Raw genomic sequence first — 17,649 nt, forward strand, 5'->3', positions numbered from 1 at the left:
GAGGCCGGGTCCGCTCCCCACGGGGCGGGCCCGGCCATCGGGAACACAGTGCGGAAGGAGGTGCCATGACCGGTCAGGACTGGATGGAGAAGGACTTCTACGCCGTGCTGGGCGTGCCCAAGGACGCCGACGACGCGGCCGTCAAGAAGGCCTATCGCAAGCTGGCGCGCCAGTACCACCCGGACCAGAACCAGGGCAACGTGTCCGCAGAGACCCGGTTCAAGGAGATCGGCGAGGCCTACGCGGTGCTGTCCGACCCGGAACAGCGCCGCCAGTACGACGCCGTGCGTGCCATGGCGGGGGGCGCACGCTTCTCCGCGGGTCCCGGCGGCGCCGGTGCGGGCGGTTTCGAGGACATCATGGGCGCCATGTTCGGTGGTGGCCAGGGCCCGGCCGGCCGCGGCGGGCCGCGCGTGCGCTATACGCAGGGCGGTGGGGCGCCCCCTGGCTTCGAGGACATCCTCGGCTCGATGTTCGCCGGCGGGGGCAGGTCTCCCTACGGCTCGGCCGGTCCCTCGGGCTTCACGGCGCCGACCCCGGGCGCCGATGTCGTCGCGCAGGTGACGCTGCCGTTCCGTGCGGCCGTCGAGGGTACGACCGCCGACCTGGACGTCAACGGCCGCACCATCACGGCCCGGATCCCGGCAGGGATCAACGACGGCAAGAAGATCCGGCTACGCGGCAAGGGCAAGCCGGGCGTCGGCGGGGGCCCGGCGGGCGACCTGGTGGTCACCGTGCACGTGGCGTCCCACCCGGTCTGGACGCTGGACGGGCTCGACCTGCGCATGACCGTGCCTATTACGTTTGCCGAGGCGGCCCTCGGCACCACGCTGAAGGTGCCGACCCTCGACGGTGCCACCGTGCGGCTGAAGGTGCCGGCGGGGACGCCGTCGGGCCGGGCGCTGCGCGTCAAGGGGCGTGGGGTGCAGACGGCGACGGCGACCGGCGACCTGCTCGTCAGTGTGCAGGTGGTCGTGCCGCAGAAGCTCAGCAAGAAGGCCAAGCAGGCGCTCGAGTCGTTTGCCGCCGAGAGCGACGGCGAGGACGTACGCGCCGGGCTGGCCGAGCGGGCGGCGGAATGACGGGCGGCGCGGTGGGGCATATGTCCCACCGCGCCGCAGTCGGTTAGCCTGCCCGCACGCACAGCGAAGCGAACGAGACAGGGAGGCGCACATGGTCGACGACGACGCACCCGTGCTCACCGTCTCCAAGGCCGCGGAGCTCGCGGGCATGCACCCGCAGACGCTGCGCCAGTACGACCGCCTTGGCCTGGTGGTACCTCGGCGCACCCGGGGCCGGGGCCGGAGGTACTCGCGCCGGGACGTCGCGCGCCTCCTGCAGGTGCAGCGGCTCGCGCAGGTCGAGGGCATCAACCTCGCCGGGATCAAGCGCATCCTCGACCTGGAGGCCCACGTCTCGGTGCTGGAGGAGCGCCTCGGTGATCTGCTGATGCGGGTCCAGGAAGAAGGGCGTGTGTTCGCCGCCGGTCCGGACGCCGGCGACGTCGTCGTGGTGCAGCGTGGTCAGCGGGTCCGCAGCACGGCGATGCGGGTGGACCTCGAGCGGCGAGCCGTGGGCGGTGGTGCCGTGGTGCTCTGGCGCCCGAGCCATCGCCGCGACAGCTGACACGCGAACCGGCGGGCGGAATTTCGGAAACGCAATTCTTTCGTTAATCGAGAATGCGTGATGAAAAATAGGTAAGGCATTCCTTGCTCTACGGGCCTGCCATTTCCGGAATAGGATCTACCTCTCGGAGATGTCCAGCGCACCATGCGAGGAGCAGACCATGACCACACTGATGGAAATGCCCGAGGTCGCCGAGTGCTCGATCGACGGCTGTGGTTACAACCATGACCACGGTTGCCATGCGGGTGCCGTCACCATCGCCGGCCACCAGGGTGACGCGTCCTGTGCCACGTTCATCCCGCTGAGCACCAAGGGCGGTCTCGAGAAGGTCATCGCCCACGTCGGCGCCTGTCAGCGCGCCGAGTGCACGCACAACCAGAGCCTGGAGTGCAACGCTCCGTCGATCCGGGTCGGAGCGGGTCCGGAGGACCCGGGGCACGCCGACTGCCTCACCTTCCAGGAACGCTGAACCCGTCCGGGAACGCTGAACTGTCCAGGAACGCTGACCGACCCGCCGGCCCCGGACGAGACAGAGCGCCTGCTCGACGACGAGCAGGCGCTCTGCTGTATGGCGCGGGGATGTGGCTCAGCCGGTCCGGAGACCTCAGCGAGCCAGGTGGTCGAGCAGCAGCAAGGCGTCGTCGTGCGTGCCGGGCAGGCGCTCGACCCAGACACGGGTCGGCCGGCGCACCTCGGTGGTGAGACCGAGCACCTCGGCGTTGCGCTCCACGACGCGGCGCAGCGACTGGCCCAGCTCGGCGGTCGCCGGACCGCGCTCGCACAGCACCACGAAGGTGCCGTCGTCGACGGCGGCCATCGGGTGTCCCTCGCCGAAGACCTGGTGCAGCGTGCGGCCGATCGCGGCCGACCGGGCCAGCCGTTGCCACGTATCGAGACTGTCGAGGCCGACGTCGAGGACGAGCAGGCAGTGGGAGGTCCCGGCGGTGGTCCCGGCTCGCTGCGCGGTGCCGTAGGTCTCGCGCAGCCGCTCGCCCAGGTACTCGCCCGTCGGGAGGCCCGTCGACGGGTCGTGCGTCGCCACCTGGTACGGCACGCGCTCGCGCTCGCCGACCCAGCCGATCGCCGCCGCGCGCAGTGCGCCCACGTCGGTAGGGCGGCCGAAGGCGGCATAGAGGCAGGCGACGTCGTCCAGCGCCTCCGTGATACCGGCGCCCACGGCGGCCCGCGCGGCTCCCAGACGTTCCGCGGGCGCGATCACGCCACGACCCTCGGCCAGGGCCTCGGCCAACGCCTCGGCGGCGGGATGCTCCCAGTCGTTGGGCCGGATCCAGACCGACGCCAGACTGGTAGCGCGCCACCGCTCGCGCAGGTCATGCACACGCACCCGCGCCTCCTGCTGTGACTCGCTCATGATGAAGGGACCCTCACGGGGATACATCATGACGCACCTTCGGCAGTGGTGTACCGCACTTCACCCCAATCTCATGCGGGAAATGTTTTTTCCACCCCTAAACCGCTCGCGTGCCTCTATAGTCTTTGGCAGGACACGGCCGAGAGTCTGGGTAGACGTGAAGCAAGCCGAGAGCAGCACGGGGGGAACCCCGAGCGACGCGGAACTGATCCTGCAGGTCAGGTCGGGTGACCGCGACGCTTTTGGTGTGCTCTATGAGCGCCACGCGGGCGCTGCGCGGGCCCTTGCGCGACAGTACGTCTCGCCGGCGGACGCCGACGACGTGGTCGCCGACGCCTTCAGCAAGCTGTTCGAGATGCTCCGCAGGGGCGCCGGACCGGACGCCGGGTTCCGTCCCTACCTGTACACCGTCGTCCGGCACCGGTCGTTCGACGTGACCCGCGGTGCCGCCCGCACCCGCCCCAGCACGGACGACGAGATCGAGTCGGTGCTCGGCCGCGTCGCGTCGGAGGAGGACCCCGCGCTCGCCGGTTTCGAGCGCAGCGTGGTCTCCAAGGCCTATTTCGACCTGCCCGAGCGTTGGCGCGAGGTGCTCTGGTACGTGCTGGTCGACGACCTGAAGCCCGCGCAGGTCGCACCCGTGCTGGGGCTCAGCCCCAACGGCGTCTCGGCCCTGCTCTACCGTGCCAAGGAAGCCCTGCGGGCCGGGTATCTCCAGCAGCACCTGACGCACGCGCCGTCGGACACCTGCCGCACCGTGAACCCGCTGCTCGGCGGCTATGTGCGCGACAGCCTGTCCAAGCGGGAGACCGCGAAGATCGACGACCACCTCGAGACGTGCGGCACCTGCAGCGCGCTCGTGCTCGAGCTGCACGACGTCGCGCACGGCATGAAGACCGTCATCGCCCCGCTGGTGCTCGGCGCGGGCGGCCTCGCCCTCGTCGGAATGGGTGCGCCGATCGGCGGCCTGGTCGTCGCGGCCAAGGCCGGAGCGAGCGCGGCCGTCACCGGTGCGCCCACGGCCACGGCGACAACGGCGACAACGGCGACGGTCGGCGCTGCCTCGACCGGAACGCTCTCGGGCGCGGTGTCTTCGGCGGTCTCGGCCACGGCGGGCGCGGTGTCCGCCACGGCCGGTGCGGTCGCCTCCGCGGCCGCTGCCGCCACGGGCGGCAGCGTGGCGGCCGGTGCGCTGGCCGTGGCCGCCGTCAGCATGGTGGCGGCACTGCAGATCGCCGCACCGGTCGACGCCGAGCCGGTGCTCGCGGACCAGGTGATCACCACGACGGACGACGGTCGCCAGCTACCGCCCACCGAGGACGTCGCCGGCACCCCGGTCCTGCCGACCGACACGGAGCCGGGCGAGGGCACGAGCACGAGCACCTACTTCGTCGTCGACTACACGGACGACTCGAAGCCGCTGACCGCGCGGGAGCCCCAGCACCTGAGCCTCGCGGTCGAGAACTCCAGCGAGACGGCTGTCACCGGGACGCAGCTGCGGATCATGCTCCCCGACGGGCTCACCGTGACGCGACCGGGCGGACCGTTCGGCACGAGCGCCGGCGGTCGGCTGACGAGCTCGGTGGAGCCGACCGAGGACCCGGCGGCCGACGGCACCCACGAGAGCGCACCGGCTGATGCCGCCGCCGAACCCGATGACGACGCGGGCGCGGAGAGTGCGAGCGGGTCCGACAGCGACGGCAGCACCGAGGCCGGCGCCGGCGACGCGTCCGACGACGAGATGGCGGCCATGCCGAGCTCGTCGCCCAGTGCGCCCGCCACCGTGGGGCAGATTCCCGAGGAGGGCCCGGCCGCCTGTATGCCGACGGAGGAGGCGAACGCTCTGGTCTGCTCGCTCGGTGAGCTCGCCCCGGGGCAGCACCACCACGTCGTGGTGCCCGTGCAGGCCAACGCCGGCGGCGACTACCCCGTCCGGGCCGAGATCTGGGCCGACGGCGTGGAGCCGGCCACCGTCCCCCTCGCGCACCGCACGGTGGCGCCGTTCGGTGCGGAGCTGACCGCGTCGACCGATGACGTCTCCCTGTCGAGCCCCGGTACCGCCGCGCTGCCGGTCCGGGTCACGAGCACGGGTGACCGCGCGGTGCCCGCGGGCTGGGCGGTCGAGGTGGCTCTGCCCAGCGGCGTCCGGCCCGCCGCCGCGCAGCCCGAGCTTTCCTGCACGGCCGGCGCCGCCCCCAGAGCCTGGCTCTGTGCACCGCCCGCGGGATCCGCCGCGGCGGCGATGGCGCTGGAACCGGGCGCGACCCTGGGCGTCACGCTCAACATCACGACGGCTACGGCCGCGCCGGCCGCAGTGCCGGCGGTGCTCGGCGCCGCGAACGTCCGGCCCGTCGTCCCCGAGGGCAAAGCCCGCTCCGCCTCCGCGGCACTGGCCGTGACGTCTGCCTGGGTGCACGCCGGTGACGGCGTGGGCGACGTCGCCGCCTCCTGCATCGCCGAGGGGGGAGCCGGCACCGCCAAGGCCGCCGTGACCGGCACCTACACCAACACGACGGCGCGGACGCTGCGGGTCGAGCTCAAGGCGGCTGGCGGCAGTGCTTCCTCGGGCAGGGACGTCGCTCCCGGCGAATCCACCAGCCTCACGGTGCCCGACGGCCTGCGGGTACCGGCGGGCCAGGCGGTCTTCGTGCTGGCTACCGTGGTGGACGGCCAGACCTACACCACACCGGTGCCGGCAGGGGAGCACAAGCGAGCGGACTGCTACTCGCCGTCGTGGGGCACCACCACGAGCGCGGAGACCTACAACGCGGCGGGTGCCGTCGGCGTGCGGGGCACCGTGACCAACACGTCGGACGAGTCGATGACCGTCGTCATGGTGGTCCCGGTGGGCGACACCACCATGGAGTCACCGGGCCGTCCGGTCCCCCCGGGCGGCACGGTGAACCTCACGGTGAACACGGGCCGGACGCACCTGGCCGAGGGCGACGTCACGTTCCGCCTCTCGCGGGCCGGCGAGGACTCTGACGGCGATCTGCCCGCCGGCCCCGTCGTGCCGGCCAAGAACCCGACCGCGCCCCACGGCGGCGCGGTCATCGCCCCGGCAAGTGGCGACGCACCCGTGACCGCAGGGGTCTGCGAGTTCGACACCGAGCAGGACCGCTCGGTGCGCACGTTCGCCTTCACGGCCGACAACACCGGGTCCACGCTTCCGGTGCGGTTCCACGTGGGGGACGTGCTCAAAACCGTGCCCGCCGGCGCGGTGGAGACGATCGAGTTCCCGGTCGTCTGGGGTACCGAGACCGCCACGCTGACGGCGGCGGGCAAGGACCTGGACACGATGCCCGTCACGTTCGAGTCGTGCGCCGAGGTCACCTGGCCCAGCGAGTCCGTGTCGGTCACGACCGCCGCGCAGTGCGTCGACCAGCGGGTGCGGCTCACGGCGACGGTGGAGAACGGGACCCGGCACGAGTGGCAGGGCGTGCTGATCCGCGAGAGCAGCGGCGAGGTCGGGCCCGCGAAGCCCGTCGTCGCCGGCCAGGCCACGACGCTGGAGCTCACCAGGGAGACCGCCATCAGCCAGGAGGGCTCCGTCACCGTGCGGCTCGTCCGTGAGCTGGAAGGCCGCGGTCACACGGTGGAGCAGTCGTTCTTCGTCGACCGCCAGGCCTGCCTCGGCAACATGTGCGAGCCGGAGTCGGTCACGTCCCCGGCCGCGGCCGCCGCGGCCGAGGCGCGGCTGCCGCAGTGGCTGTGGTTCGGGGAGTGCGGCGACTGGACCGCCGACGAGGCGTGACGCCTCCGGTCCTGGCGGGACCCGGAACGGCTCAGACGATGCCGTACAGGCGGTCGCCCGCGTCCCCGAGACCGGGCACGATGTAGGCCTTCTCGTTGAGGCGCTCGTCCACCGCGGCCACGACGATGGACAGGTTCACGCGGTCGCCCACGTGCTCCTCGAGCACCTGGATGCCCTCCGGGGCGGCCAGCAGGCAGACCGCGGTCACCTCGCGGGCGCCACGCTCCAGCACGTAGTCGATCGCCGCGACCAGCGTGCCGCCGGTGGCGAGCATCGGGTCGATGAGGAAGACGTGCCGCCCCGTGAGGTCGTCGGGCAGCCGGTTGGCATAGGTGACGGCCTTGAACGTCTCCTCGTCGCGGACGAGGCCCAAGAACCCGACCTCCGCCGTCGGGAGCAGCCGGCTCATGCCGTCGAGCATGCCCAGGCCGGCGCGGAGGATCGGCACCACGAGCGGCGGCGGGGACGCGAGACGGGTCCCCGTCATGGTGGTGACCGGTGTCTTCACCTCGTGCGGCTCGGTCGCGATGTCCCGCGTGGCCTCGTAGGCCAGGAGCGTGACGAGCTCGTCGACGAGCAGGCGGAAGGTGGGCGAGGCGGTGGTCTCGTCCCGCAGGACGGTCAGCTTGTGGGCGACCAGGGGGTGATCGACGACGTGGAGGCGCATGGGGCCAACGCTACCGGGCGGGTGCACGTCGGCCCTCACCGAGTTGTCAGTCGCGTGGGTCACTAGGGTGACCTGTGTGTCTGACTGGTCAGCGGGACTGAGCGCGCTGAGCGCCGCCGAGCGCCGAGCGCACTGGGAGAGCTGGATGGGCGTCGCCCTCGACGAGGCGCGCCGTGCGCTCGACACCGGCGACGTTCCGGTCGGCGCCCTGGTGCTCGACGAGTCGGGACACGTCATCGGCGTCGGGCACAACGAACGCGAGGCGACGGGCGACCCCACCGCCCATGCCGAGCTGCTCGCGATGCGGGCCGCCGCAGCGGCGCGAGGCGAGTGGCGCCTGGTGGGCTGCACGCTCGTCGTGACCCTGGAACCGTGCCCGATGTGCGCGGGCGCGCTCGTGCAGGCACGGGTGCCGCGCCTGGTCCTCGGCGCCTGGGACCCCAAGGCGGGGGCCACCGGATCCGTCTGGGACCTGGTGCGCGACCAGCGCGCGCTCCACGAGGTCGAGGTGCTCGGCGGCCTGCGCGAGGGGGAGTGCGGGGCGCTGCTCCGGGAGTTCTTCGAGGCTCGGCGGGGCTGAACCGAGCCCTCGGACCTACGGCAGCGCCGAGTGCAGCTGGTTCGAGCAGCGTGCGCGGCCGGAGCCGGAACAGCCGCTCGTTCGGGCTGCCGCCGCGTGCGAAATGGAACACACAGCGGCGCCGGAGGACCCGTCTCGACATACCCTCGTAAGCGTGTTCCCCCGAGCCCGACCCACCACGTGGACCCCCGAACCCGTCGCGGTCGCCCGCACCACCGTGGACGACGCCGCCGAGGTGCTCGCAGGCCTGCGGTTCACGGCACTGACGGGTGCCGGGATCTCGACCGACTCCGGCATCCCCGACTACCGCGGACCCGACTCCCCGCCGCGCAGCCCGATGACCTACGAGCAGTTCGTGGGCGACGAGGAGTTCCGTCGGCACTACTGGGCGCGCAACCACGTGGGCTGGCAGCACGTGAACCGGTCCCTGCCGAACGCGGGACACCGGGCGCTCGTCCGCCTCGAGGAGCGCGATCTCGTCGCCGGGATCATCACGCAGAACGTGGACCTGCTGCACGAGGACGCGGGCTCCCGCAACGTCATCGACCTGCACGGACGCTACGACCGCGTGATCTGCCTGACCTGTGGCCGGGTCATCTCGCGTACCCACCTCGCCGAGCGGCTCGACGCGCTCAACCCGGGGTTCCTCGAGTCCGTCGGCGACGTCGCGGACATCGAGATCGCGCCCGACGCCGACGCCGTCATCGAGTCGACCGCGCACTTCAGGCCGGCGCCCTGCGAGTTCTGCGGCGGTGTGCTCAAGCCGGAGATCGTCTACTTCGGCGAGAACGTGCCGCGCGAGCGGGTGGAGCGGGCGTTCGCGCTGGTGGACTCAGCGGACGCGTTGCTCGTCGCGGGCTCGTCCCTGACCGTGATGAGCGGCCTGCGGTTCGTGCGCCACGCCGCCACCGAGGGCAAGCCCGTGGTGATCGTGAACCGCGGGATCACGCGGGGCGACAAGTACGCGACGGTGAAGATCGACGCCGGGGTGAGCGACGTGCTGGACGAGCTGGACCGCCGGCTCTGACCGCACTGCCGGCTCTGACCCGCGGGGGCGTGCTCGCCGCGCCGCAGCGCGCACGCCCCCGGGTGTCAGCGGGTGACCGCGAGGTCGGTGATGCCGGCGTGGCCGGTGGGGGACAGCGTCAGGACGCGTTCGCCCGGGTGCAGCCGTACGTCCTCGCGATACAGCTCGGCGAGCTGGTCGGCTGCCTCCTCGTCCCCGGCGTCGGCGGCGACGAGCAGGTAGGCGAGCTCGTCCGCGACGGCGTCGAACTCGGCGTCGGACACGTCGGCTCCCGGCAGGTTCGCCTCCCGGATCCAGGTGCCGACCTGCCCGCCTGCGGCCTCGTGGAGCTCCGGGGAGCTGAGCTGCGGTCCCCAGAGGTCCCAGAGCAGCAGCTCGTCGCGGTGCCGGTGCGCCACCTCGAACAGCACGTACTGCCGAACGAAGTTCCTGCCTCGCAGGTCCGGCGCGTCCGGCCCCACACCGTACGCGTTCGCGTCGGCGCTTCCGTCACGGATCGCCAGCCATGCCTCGGCCGCCGTCGGGAACGGCGACCGGGGCCCCGTGGGCATGTCGTGGACGTCGAAGTCGTGGTCCTTCTGATCGAGCTCCGGGTCGAACCGCACCCAGCGTTCGCCGTCCCAGCGTTCACCCACCACGTGGTCGCTGTACCAGCCGGGCGTGAAGTACGTGGCGAACCCGATGCGGGACCGTGCGGGAATGCCGTGCGTGCGCAGCACGCCGAGCGAGATCAGGGTGTGGTCGCGGCAGCACCCGGCGACCTGCTGCGCGTGCGTGCGCGGTCCGTCGAGCGGTGCGCGCGCCTCGGCAGCCTCCAGGATCGACGTCAGCCAGCGCCGGTCCGGGTCGGCCTTCTGCGCCTCGGTCAGCTGCGGGCCTTCGGCCCGGTAGTGCACGACGGTGGTGCAGGCGAACCGGTGCAGCTCTTCCGGCTCGGTGCTCAGCTCGGTGAAGAATCCGGCGTGAGTTCCGGGGTTCGAGTACGGACTGTGATCCGAGTAGTCGAAGAGTGTGGGCGCGGGCATCGGTGTCCTCCCTCGGCGGTGTCGGAACACTACCGCGCATGCGGCGACATTCGACAGGTTAGTCGGGGGTAGGCGCCGGGTCCGGGCCGAGGACCGCGCGAACACTGATCCGGATCGTCTCTTGACGTGCCAAATCGCCCGCCCCACACTGTTCTACAACCTTGTAGAAGCCGGAGCGACGAGGGTCCGGACCTGGAATGTGAGCGCTCACAACCGGGCTCCGTCGTTGCCGGCACGTCCCGGACGGAGGCAATGATGCACCAGTTCCGAGCACGATCCACCAGCAGCACCCGACGCCGAAGGGCGGCCGTCGCGCTGCTCGTCGCAGCAGGGCTCGCGGTCAGCCCCGCGGCGTCGGGCAGCCCGGCCGCGCTGGCGGCCTACCCCGACCCTGGGTACGTCACCGGGAGCACGGAGGTCCATGACCCGGAGGTCGTCAAGTCGCACGCCGGCAACTACCTGCTCGCCCACACGGGCAACGGGGTCTCCCTCAAGACCTCCACCGACCGCACGCGGTGGAACAACGCGGGGGCGGCGTTCCCGAACGGTGTGCCGTGGGCGCACCCGTACACGAACGGCAGCGACCACGTCTGGGCTCCGGACATCAGCTACGCCAACGGCCGTTACTACATGTACTACTCGGCCTCGACGTTCGGCTCCAACCGCTCGGGCATCTTCCTCGCCACGAGCACCACGGGCGCACAGGGCTCCTGGACCAACCAGGGGCTCGTCATCGAGTCGCGGACGTCGGACGACTGGAACGCCATCGACCCGAACCTCGTCATCGACCAGTCCGGGCGCTGGTACCTGAGCTTCGGCTCGTTCTGGTCAGGTCTCAAGATGATCCGGGTCGACTCCTCGACGGGCGAGCGGTCCGGGACGGAGTTCCACAGCATCGCCGGCCGGGGTGGCGGGGCCATCGAGGCGCCGACCATCCACTACCGGAACGGCTACTACTACCTGTTCGTCTCGTTCGACCGCTGCTGCCAGGGCGCGAACAGCACGTACCGCGTGATGGTGGGCCGGTCGACGTCGGTCACCGGGCCGTACGTCGACCGTGCCGGGACCGCCATGAACTCCGGCGGCGGCACGGAGATCCTCGCGAGCCACGGGAGCGTCCACGGCCCGGGCCACCAGGCGGTCCTGGCCGACAACGACGCCGACGCGCTCTTCTATCACTACTACACCGACAGCGGGGCGCCTCGGCTGGGCATCAACCTGCTCGGCTACGACTCCGCGGGCTGGCCGTACGTGTACTGAGCCACCCCGGCGCCAGAGCCCCGGCGAGCAGGGCGGCGGCGATGTAGAGCCAGGGCGGGGTGAAACCGCAGTTCCGCGCGGTTCCACCCCGCCTTGGCCCTGCCTTTCCGGGGTGGGTCGTGGGGGCTCGCGCCGGCCCCGAGCGGCCGATTCGTGGAACCGGGCTTCGACCGGGTATCCTGCTACGGCCCGCTGAAGTAGTGGTGGGCAAAGGTAGCGTGTCCGAGCGGCCTAAGGAGCACGCCTCGAAAGCGTGTGTGGGTGAAAGTCCACCGTGGGTTCAAATCCCACCGCTACCGCACCCAGAAGGCCCCCAACCGCAGAACTATGCGGATCTGGGGGCCTTCGTCGTGCCAGGCACTCCGTTTTCACTCCGAATTGGCTTCCGGGGTGCTCTCGGCTTCCGCCTGTTGGACGAGCTGATCGATGACGATCCGCAGGTCCGGGGCGACGTGCGTCCGATCCACATAATGCCGCACGGTCGTTCCCTCGTCCGCGTGGCCGAGTAGTGCCGTCGCGTTTCCGATCGTGGTCTCGTTCGCTACCCGAGTCGCGATCGTTCGACGGAAGTCGTGGGGCGTCACCTTGATACCCGTTCCCTCGCGAGCCTGGCGCAACTGTTCACGAACTCGACCGGGGGAGCGGGGCGTGCCTTCCGTCGACGGAAAGACGAGCTTGTCCGGCCCGCCGTCGAGCCCGAGGCCGATCGCCTCACGGAGTGCCGTGACCACGAAGTCCGGCAGCGTGATCGTGCGGCGCGAGGTGTCCGACTTCGGCTTGGCTTGACGTGCCAGCCGGCCCTTGACGATCCCCGCCGGAGTCGTCTCTTCGACGCGAACGACGGTGCCCGTCACGGTGAGCGTGGGCACTTCGGTGTCGAGGTCGACGTCAGATTGCCGCAGCGCCAGGCACTCACCGATACGCAGCCCGGTGCCGATCATCGTGTCCACGATCTGGGGGAGGAGCGTGATGCTCCGCTTGCCACGAGTAGCCGGCGGCCGGGCCTCCCAACGACGAACAGCGGCCCGCAGCTGCACGATCTCGTCGAGCTTGAGCGTGTGAACTGCACCCCGCTTTGGCTTGCGCACCGTCACCGCGTCGCGAACCGGATTGAACGGTGCTGCACCGTAGCGAACGCACATCATCATGATCTGCGAGAGCACGTTGCGGGTCTGCCGTGCGGTGTCGTGCTTGCCAGCAGCGCTCAGCGCCATCAGCACCCGGTTCACGGCTACCGGCGTGACTTCCCGGACCCGCAGGGCGCCGAGTGACGGCCGCAGCTCGCGTTCCAGAGTGCTCGTGTACGTGTTGAGAGACTGCGAGGTGACCTGAGCCTCTGCACGCTTTTCCTGGAGCCACTGGTCAAAGACGTCCGACATCGGCGTAGCGGGTTCGATCGTGGTCGACCCACCGACCAAGCCGGCGTCGCGCATCTCGTGGAGCTTGTTCTCCAACGTGCGCGCCGCGCCAGTGGCCGACGACCCCCGAGCCTGGGGCCGGTGATAGTGGCCCGCAAAATCGCGATACCAGGCTTGAGCACGCCACTTGCCAGGCTTGAACTCCGTGCTGCTGATCTTTCCCCAGCGACCAGGCTCCAGCGCCTCTCTGCCCACAGGTCAGCCCACCTTCCGGGTATCGGTCACGCTGTCCAGCCACGCCTCAACCTCAGCCGGGCGGTAGCGGAGACGTGCCCCGACGCGGAGCACCTTCGGACCACCGCCACGGCTCGACCAGGCGTAGACGCAGTGCAGCGTCACACCCAGGTAGTCCGCGAGCTCGTCCGGCGTCATCAGCCGGCGACCGGGCGCGGCGTTGATCGACCTCACGTTGTCGTTGTTGCTCATGACCTCTCCTTCCTCACGCCGCGGGTGCGGCCGGCGTTGCGGCGGTTGCCGAACGGTTATCCACAGGGCCGGGTGGACTGGCCCCGAGGGCTTGTTTCGCCGCGTCGTACTGCCCACGTCGGCGGAGTTGTTCTTGCAAGCTCGCGGTGATCACCGCGGCGTAGGTGTAGGTGCCGGCCTCTGGTTCGCGCCAGACGTAGCGGGCGCGTCCATCAGCGGTTTCCTGGGTGGTGGAGAGCCGGTCGGCGTCGTCGTGCTCGATGCCGGCTGCTTCGAGGGCTTGGCGGACGACGGCGGCACGGTCGGCGCGGTGCTGCGTGAGGGTCTTGCCGGACCAGCCGCGGGAGACCAACACGCGTCGACCACCGAGGCCGAGGTTTTCGCGGTCGTGTGCCGGCGACAGGCAGGCTCCCGGCTGGAGACCCGGGGTCGGGTTCTTCGGCTGGACGCCGTACCGGAGCCAGTTCGCGCAGCTCGGACCACAGGGCAGCACACGGACATGGGCGTGGAGCCGATCGATGTGCCGGTCATAGTCCGATGCGGGCACGTCATCGGCCGAGTCGTCGCCGGGTGCGGCGTAGGTGCTGGCGATGGATTTGGTCAGGTACTTGCACAGGTACCGCACCGCCCGGTCACTGTCCGGGGTGCCGCCCAGGAGGCCCTTGACGTCGACCTGCTTGCCGAGCCGGACCACGTGCGCCGGGTCCTCGAGGCGCGCGGTCGCTTCCTTCCAGGTCGGCAGGGCCCTACCCGTGTGCGGGTCGCGGTAGCTCAAGGTGTCCTCGTCCCAGACCGGGGGTTCGGCGCGGTCGCTGTAGACGACATCGGCGTCGGTGCACGAGGGCCACCAGGCGGCGAAGTAGGTAGCAGCGGCGACCTGCTTCACGATCGCGCGGGGAATGGTGCCCCGGATCGCGGCGTGCAGGTGCGGCGCGAGGCGCCTTTGCGGTTCGACAGCGGCGAAGTACTGCACGTTGTAGCCGGCGCAGCGTCGGAGGTTCTGCATAAACCGGTCCACGACGCGGGAGAACATCAGGGCGTCCAGGGCCGCGGTGCGGTAGTCGTACCGGTCCGGGTTGGTCGGGACCCCGGTACCGGGCTTGATCCGTCCGTAGGAGCCCAGGGTGAGGGTGAGGAACATCGAGGGCCGGAAACGCTGCCCGGTCTTGGGGTCGGTGAAGGTGCGGCCGATGGTGCCGGGGTTCATGTCCTGCTTGGGCAGGTCGGGGACGTCAGGCAGCCGGCGGGTGGAGCGCACAGCACGATCCGGTGCCGGGCCGTCATTCTCGGGTTCGTCGTCGTCCTCGTCGGGGGTCTTTTCTGGGGCCGGCGGTAGGTCGGGTTCGACGTCGCGGTGCCAGCCCTCGCGGCACTGGTGCATGCGTAGCCGGCGTGCTTTGTCGGCGCAGCCCTTGCACTTGGACTCCCGGGTCGAGCCGCATGGGATCGGGACCAGGTGGGAGACGCCGGTCTCGCGGTCGTGCACCGCACGCACGATCGGGGACGTGCAGACCCCGTTGGCCTCCGCAGCGGAGCGGGCCAGCTCGCGAGCCTGACGGGCAGCGTCGTCGACGCCGAGACCCGTGGGGCGGGAGTCGAGGGTGCTGGTGAACGTGACCATCAGGCAGCTACTCCCGAGAGTTCAAAGCCGGGCAGGGTGTCCTGCTCAGGCAGGTCCGGGACAGTGCGGTCGTGACCTGCCCAGAAGCCTGCCGTGGTGGTCGTGGTGGCGACTTCCAGGGCGCAGGAGGCCAGGACCGGGCAGGAGGCGCAGGCCCGGAGCATGCGTGCCTGGGACATCAGTGAGGCGTTCTCGCTGATCCACGGCAGGGCCCGGTTCTCGGGAAGGGCACAAGCGGCATCGGTCAGGTCTTCGGTGCTCATGCCGTCACTCCTGTCACGTCGAGGCCGGGCAGCGTGTTCTGCGACGCCGTGGAGACCCGGGTCCGGGGCCGCGAGGACGACCGCACCGGGGCGAGGACTGGTATCGGGTCGGGTGCTGTGACGGGCGCAGGAGATTCGGCTACGGGAGCGTCAGAGACCGGAGCCTCAGCGGGCTTGGGTGCTTCGAGCTGCACGGGTTCCGGCTCGACCGCGGCCGGAGCTGGCGCCGGGGCCGGCGCGGAATCGTCGGCGACCACGAGGGAGGCCAGAGCGTGGGTCGAGGTGAGCACCGACAGCGGCGCGAGGGCGACCAGGACGACGCCGACGATGGTCCGCAGCTCGGGCCGACGTCGTAGGCGTGCGCCGCGTTCGCGCCGATGGATACGACGGTGAAGCCGAACATCAGAGTCCAGGCCCACGCCGAGGACCGACCCCGGGCCCGCAGCACGAGCGCCACGAGGCCGTAGACCAGGACCGAGGCGTCGATGACCACGGGAACGAGGAAGGCCAGCGACTCCGGTACGCGGCCCCACAGGGCGGCATCCCGCAGCGACGCGAACGACAGAGCGAACGACGCCAGCGCCACGGCCAGGGTCAACACGACGGTGAAGACCAGGACCGGCCGTGAGTCGGCGGCGATCCGAACGGCGGTCCGTGGAACGGTGCGGTTCATGGTCAGTCCTCCTCAGCGGTCGGGGTCGAGCGGGGTGCGCGTGGCGCTCGGGGCTTACGGGGAGCGCGAGGCTTGCGCGGGCGGGGAGCCGGCGCGGCGTTGTCCGTGGTCTTGTCGGCGGCGTTGTTGTGGACCCCGCGGCGGGCAGCGGCAGCGGTCCAGGCGTTCAGGGCGTCGTCGCCGGACCGGGGTTCGGGAGCGGTGTGGTCGGCCGGCGCGGCGTACCGCAGGGCGACGGCACGGATGAGGTCGTCGGGCCAGTAGTCGAACCGGGCCATCGAGGCCATGCCGTCTTCCCCGACGATGTACGCGGTGCCCTGCTCGCCGCGGGAGATCTCGTGTGCCGGGGCCAGGCGAGCCTGGGGGCCGAGGACCATGTCTGACTCGATGTCCGAGTCCAGGCGCAGGGCCACCTTCTGTGGGTAGAGGTTGCGCTGGCCCACGGCCTCCTGACGCGGGTTCTGCACGCAGGCGAGGACGACGACGCCGAGCGCGCGGCCCTGGGTGAGAATCTTGGACATCAGCCGGTCAGCCTCACGCCGGACCTCGAACTCCGCGTAGGCCATGAGGTCGGCCAGCTCGTCGATGATCAGGACGTGGAGCGGGTCGCCGGGGGTCGGGACGTGGAGTCGGGAGATGCCGCGCATGGTCTCCTTGCGCTGGTCGATGACGCGCAGCAGGGCACGGAGTACCGGGATGGCATCTTCGGAGCCGTAGGCGACGTGGCCGAACAGGGCGCGGCCCATCTCCAGCTCGACGCCGCCCTTGAGGTCCAGTCCCCACAGCCGAACCGTTCCGACGTGCACGGCCGGGGCGAGGTTGCCGACCACGGACCACAGGGCGGATCCCTTCCCGGCGCCGGTGGCCCCGACCACGAGGGTGTGACGGCCACGCACCACCAGCCGCGCGACCTGACCGGCACGGGTCCGACCGACCGGCAGGTTGTCAGGGTTGGCGGTTTCCGGTTCGGGCATGCGTGCCGTGGCCGGGGCGATGCGGTAGGTGGTGAACAGAATCAGGTCGAGGACTCCGGGCTTCACGGTCGAGGTCTCGTATCCGTGAGCGCGGTAGGCCGTCGTGATCGCCTGGGCAGCACGGTGGAGTGTGTCCGGGGTTTGGCCGGCGAACGTCTCGATGCGCAGCACGACCGCGCCGGCCTGGTGCCGAACGTGACGCAGCCGGGAGATGGTGATGGTGCCGTCCGGCTGTCGGGCGGACAGACCGCAGGACTCGGCGACCTTCGGCCAGACGCCGGCTATCGCGCGAGCGTTCATGACCTGCCGGTACCGGCGCGGGGAAACCATGGCCCACAGGCCGTGGAACAGGCCCGGAGACAGGAACACCAGCAGCAGAAGTGCCGGGCCGGTGATCCGGTCCCCGGGGACGTCCGCGAGGATGAGGATGCCCCACCAGCCGACGGCGAGCAGCACGCCGAGGATCACGGGCAGAGGGTGCTTGCCTGCCCAGAGCCCGAACGCGCGGGTGAACATCCAGTCTCGATAGGCGATCCATGCGGCGATCCGCCAGGCCTTGCCGGACCGGCCGGGACGACCCACGGTGGAGGCACGGACCGCAGCACGAGCCGAGGTGACGCGAGCGTCCAGAGCGGCCCGCAGGCCGGTGATGGTCGGGGTGTTCATCAGAGCCTCCCCGCGCGTGCGTCTTCCACGCGGCAGGAGACGGCATAGCCGGCGTCAGACAGCCGGCCCGATACCGCCTTGATGCCCTCGGTGATCTCGTCGTCCCCGATCAGCTCGGCGTGACGTTCCGCCGCGATGAGCGAGTCCTTCGAGTTCGTCAGGGTCCGCTCCAGCCACAGCAGATTGTTCAATGCTTCTTCATCGACCTTTGCCTTGCGTCCGAACATCAGCTCTTCCCCTCTCCGTCAGCGCGCAGCCGGCGCCCTACCTCGGTGTTGTTCTCGTCTGCCTGGCGCT

17 protein-coding genes and 1 tRNA gene are annotated in these 17,649 nt (G+C 70.9%); 8 read left to right on the top strand and 10 right to left on the bottom strand.

Features of this window, described 5'->3' with window-relative positions:
* The first annotated feature begins 65 nt into the window (after positions 1 to 65).
* The 3 genes from ACFSL2_RS19050 (at position 66) to ACFSL2_RS19060 (ending at position 2,095) form a co-directional block, all read left to right on the top strand.
* Entirely contained in the window at positions 66 to 1,082 is a 1,017-nt protein-coding gene (locus ACFSL2_RS19050) for a DnaJ C-terminal domain-containing protein (protein WP_377199341.1), read from the top strand.
* 91 nt (positions 1,083 to 1,173) lie between these two features.
* Positions 1,174 to 1,626 carry a heat shock protein transcriptional repressor HspR gene (locus tag ACFSL2_RS19055; RefSeq protein ID WP_377199342.1) on the top strand — a complete coding sequence of 151 codons (453 nt, stop codon included), beginning with the start codon at positions 1,174 to 1,176 and terminating at the stop codon, positions 1,624 to 1,626.
* 160 nt (positions 1,627 to 1,786) lie between these two features.
* Positions 1,787 to 2,095 carry a DUF1540 domain-containing protein gene (locus tag ACFSL2_RS19060; RefSeq protein WP_377199343.1) on the top strand — a complete coding sequence of 103 codons (309 nt, stop codon included), beginning with the start codon at positions 1,787 to 1,789 and terminating at the stop codon, positions 2,093 to 2,095.
* Positions 2,096 to 2,230: 135 nt separating this feature from the next.
* Here ACFSL2_RS19060 and ACFSL2_RS19065 read toward each other — a convergent pair whose 3' ends face one another.
* A complete protein-coding gene (locus ACFSL2_RS19065; protein ID WP_377199344.1) occupies positions 2,231 to 3,028 on the bottom strand; it encodes a hypothetical protein in 798 nt (265 codons plus the stop codon).
* A gap of 217 nt (positions 3,029 to 3,245) precedes the next feature.
* Here ACFSL2_RS19065 and ACFSL2_RS19070 point away from each other — a divergent pair, with 217 nt between their 5' ends.
* On the top strand, positions 3,246 to 6,752 hold the full coding sequence (locus ACFSL2_RS19070) for a sigma-70 family RNA polymerase sigma factor (RefSeq protein WP_377199345.1): 3,507 nt from the start codon (positions 3,246 to 3,248) through the stop codon (positions 6,750 to 6,752).
* A 31-nt stretch (positions 6,753 to 6,783) separates the two neighbouring features.
* Here the strand turns inward: ACFSL2_RS19070 and upp are convergent, their stop codons facing one another.
* Positions 6,784 to 7,419, bottom strand: coding sequence for a uracil phosphoribosyltransferase (upp, locus tag ACFSL2_RS19075; protein ID WP_377199346.1), 636 nt, complete (start codon positions 7,417 to 7,419; stop codon positions 6,784 to 6,786).
* A 145-nt stretch (positions 7,420 to 7,564) separates the two neighbouring features.
* Between upp and ACFSL2_RS19080 the strand changes: the two genes are divergently transcribed.
* Positions 7,565 to 7,999 carry a nucleoside deaminase gene (locus tag ACFSL2_RS19080; protein ID WP_377200855.1) on the top strand — a complete coding sequence of 145 codons (435 nt, stop codon included), beginning with the start codon at positions 7,565 to 7,567 and terminating at the stop codon, positions 7,997 to 7,999.
* A 154-nt stretch (positions 8,000 to 8,153) separates the two neighbouring features.
* Complete coding sequence (locus ACFSL2_RS19085; RefSeq protein WP_377199347.1) at positions 8,154 to 9,026, top strand: Sir2 family NAD-dependent protein deacetylase; 873 nt, start codon at positions 8,154 to 8,156, stop codon at positions 9,024 to 9,026.
* A gap of 65 nt (positions 9,027 to 9,091) precedes the next feature.
* On the opposite strand, the gene ACFSL2_RS19090 is transcribed toward ACFSL2_RS19085, so the two are convergent.
* Positions 9,092 to 10,051: a transglutaminase-like domain-containing protein gene (locus ACFSL2_RS19090; RefSeq protein ID WP_377199348.1), complete on the bottom strand. Its 960-nt coding sequence runs from the start codon at positions 10,049 to 10,051 to the stop codon at positions 9,092 to 9,094.
* 255 nt (positions 10,052 to 10,306) lie between these two features.
* Here ACFSL2_RS19090 and ACFSL2_RS19095 point away from each other — a divergent pair, with 255 nt between their 5' ends.
* The gene (locus ACFSL2_RS19095; protein ID WP_377199349.1) at positions 10,307 to 11,311 is read left to right on the top strand and encodes an arabinan endo-1,5-alpha-L-arabinosidase; all 1,005 of its coding nucleotides are present in this window, start codon (positions 10,307 to 10,309) and stop codon (positions 11,309 to 11,311) included.
* Between the two features lie 212 nt (positions 11,312 to 11,523).
* A tRNA-Ser gene (locus ACFSL2_RS19100) sits at positions 11,524 to 11,610 on the top strand.
* 69 nt (positions 11,611 to 11,679) lie between these two features.
* On the opposite strand, the gene ACFSL2_RS19105 is transcribed toward ACFSL2_RS19100, so the two are convergent.
* The 7 genes from ACFSL2_RS19105 to ACFSL2_RS19135 form a co-directional block, all read right to left on the bottom strand.
* On the bottom strand, positions 11,680 to 12,924 hold the full coding sequence (locus ACFSL2_RS19105) for a site-specific integrase (protein ID WP_377199350.1): 1,245 nt from the start codon (positions 12,922 to 12,924) through the stop codon (positions 11,680 to 11,682).
* Between the two features lie 3 nt (positions 12,925 to 12,927).
* The gene (locus ACFSL2_RS19110) at positions 12,928 to 13,155 is read right to left on the bottom strand and encodes a helix-turn-helix transcriptional regulator (RefSeq protein WP_377199351.1); all 228 of its coding nucleotides are present in this window, start codon (positions 13,153 to 13,155) and stop codon (positions 12,928 to 12,930) included.
* A 13-nt stretch (positions 13,156 to 13,168) separates the two neighbouring features.
* A complete protein-coding gene (locus ACFSL2_RS19115) occupies positions 13,169 to 14,776 on the bottom strand; it encodes a replication initiator (protein ID WP_377199352.1) in 1,608 nt (535 codons plus the stop codon).
* Positions 14,776 to 15,039 carry a hypothetical protein gene (locus ACFSL2_RS19120; RefSeq protein ID WP_377199353.1) on the bottom strand — a complete coding sequence of 88 codons (264 nt, stop codon included), beginning with the start codon at positions 15,037 to 15,039 and terminating at the stop codon, positions 14,776 to 14,778. The genes ACFSL2_RS19115 and ACFSL2_RS19120 overlap by 1 nt, the downstream gene beginning before the upstream one ends.
* A gap of 139 nt (positions 15,040 to 15,178) precedes the next feature.
* The gene (locus ACFSL2_RS19125; protein ID WP_377199354.1) at positions 15,179 to 15,712 is read right to left on the bottom strand and encodes a DUF2637 domain-containing protein; all 534 of its coding nucleotides are present in this window, start codon (positions 15,710 to 15,712) and stop codon (positions 15,179 to 15,181) included.
* Between the two features lie 2 nt (positions 15,713 to 15,714).
* Complete coding sequence (locus tag ACFSL2_RS19130; RefSeq protein ID WP_377199355.1) at positions 15,715 to 17,352, bottom strand: FtsK/SpoIIIE domain-containing protein; 1,638 nt, start codon at positions 17,350 to 17,352, stop codon at positions 15,715 to 15,717.
* On the bottom strand, positions 17,352 to 17,579 hold the full coding sequence (locus ACFSL2_RS19135) for a hypothetical protein (RefSeq protein WP_377199356.1): 228 nt from the start codon (positions 17,577 to 17,579) through the stop codon (positions 17,352 to 17,354). The genes ACFSL2_RS19130 and ACFSL2_RS19135 overlap by 1 nt, the downstream gene beginning before the upstream one ends.
* Between the last annotated feature and the right edge of the window lie 70 nt (positions 17,580 to 17,649).

It is taken from the genome of Promicromonospora aerolata (assembly GCF_042682255.1).
GTDB classification, from domain to species: Bacteria; Actinomycetota; Actinomycetes; order Actinomycetales; family Cellulomonadaceae; genus Promicromonospora; species Promicromonospora aerolata.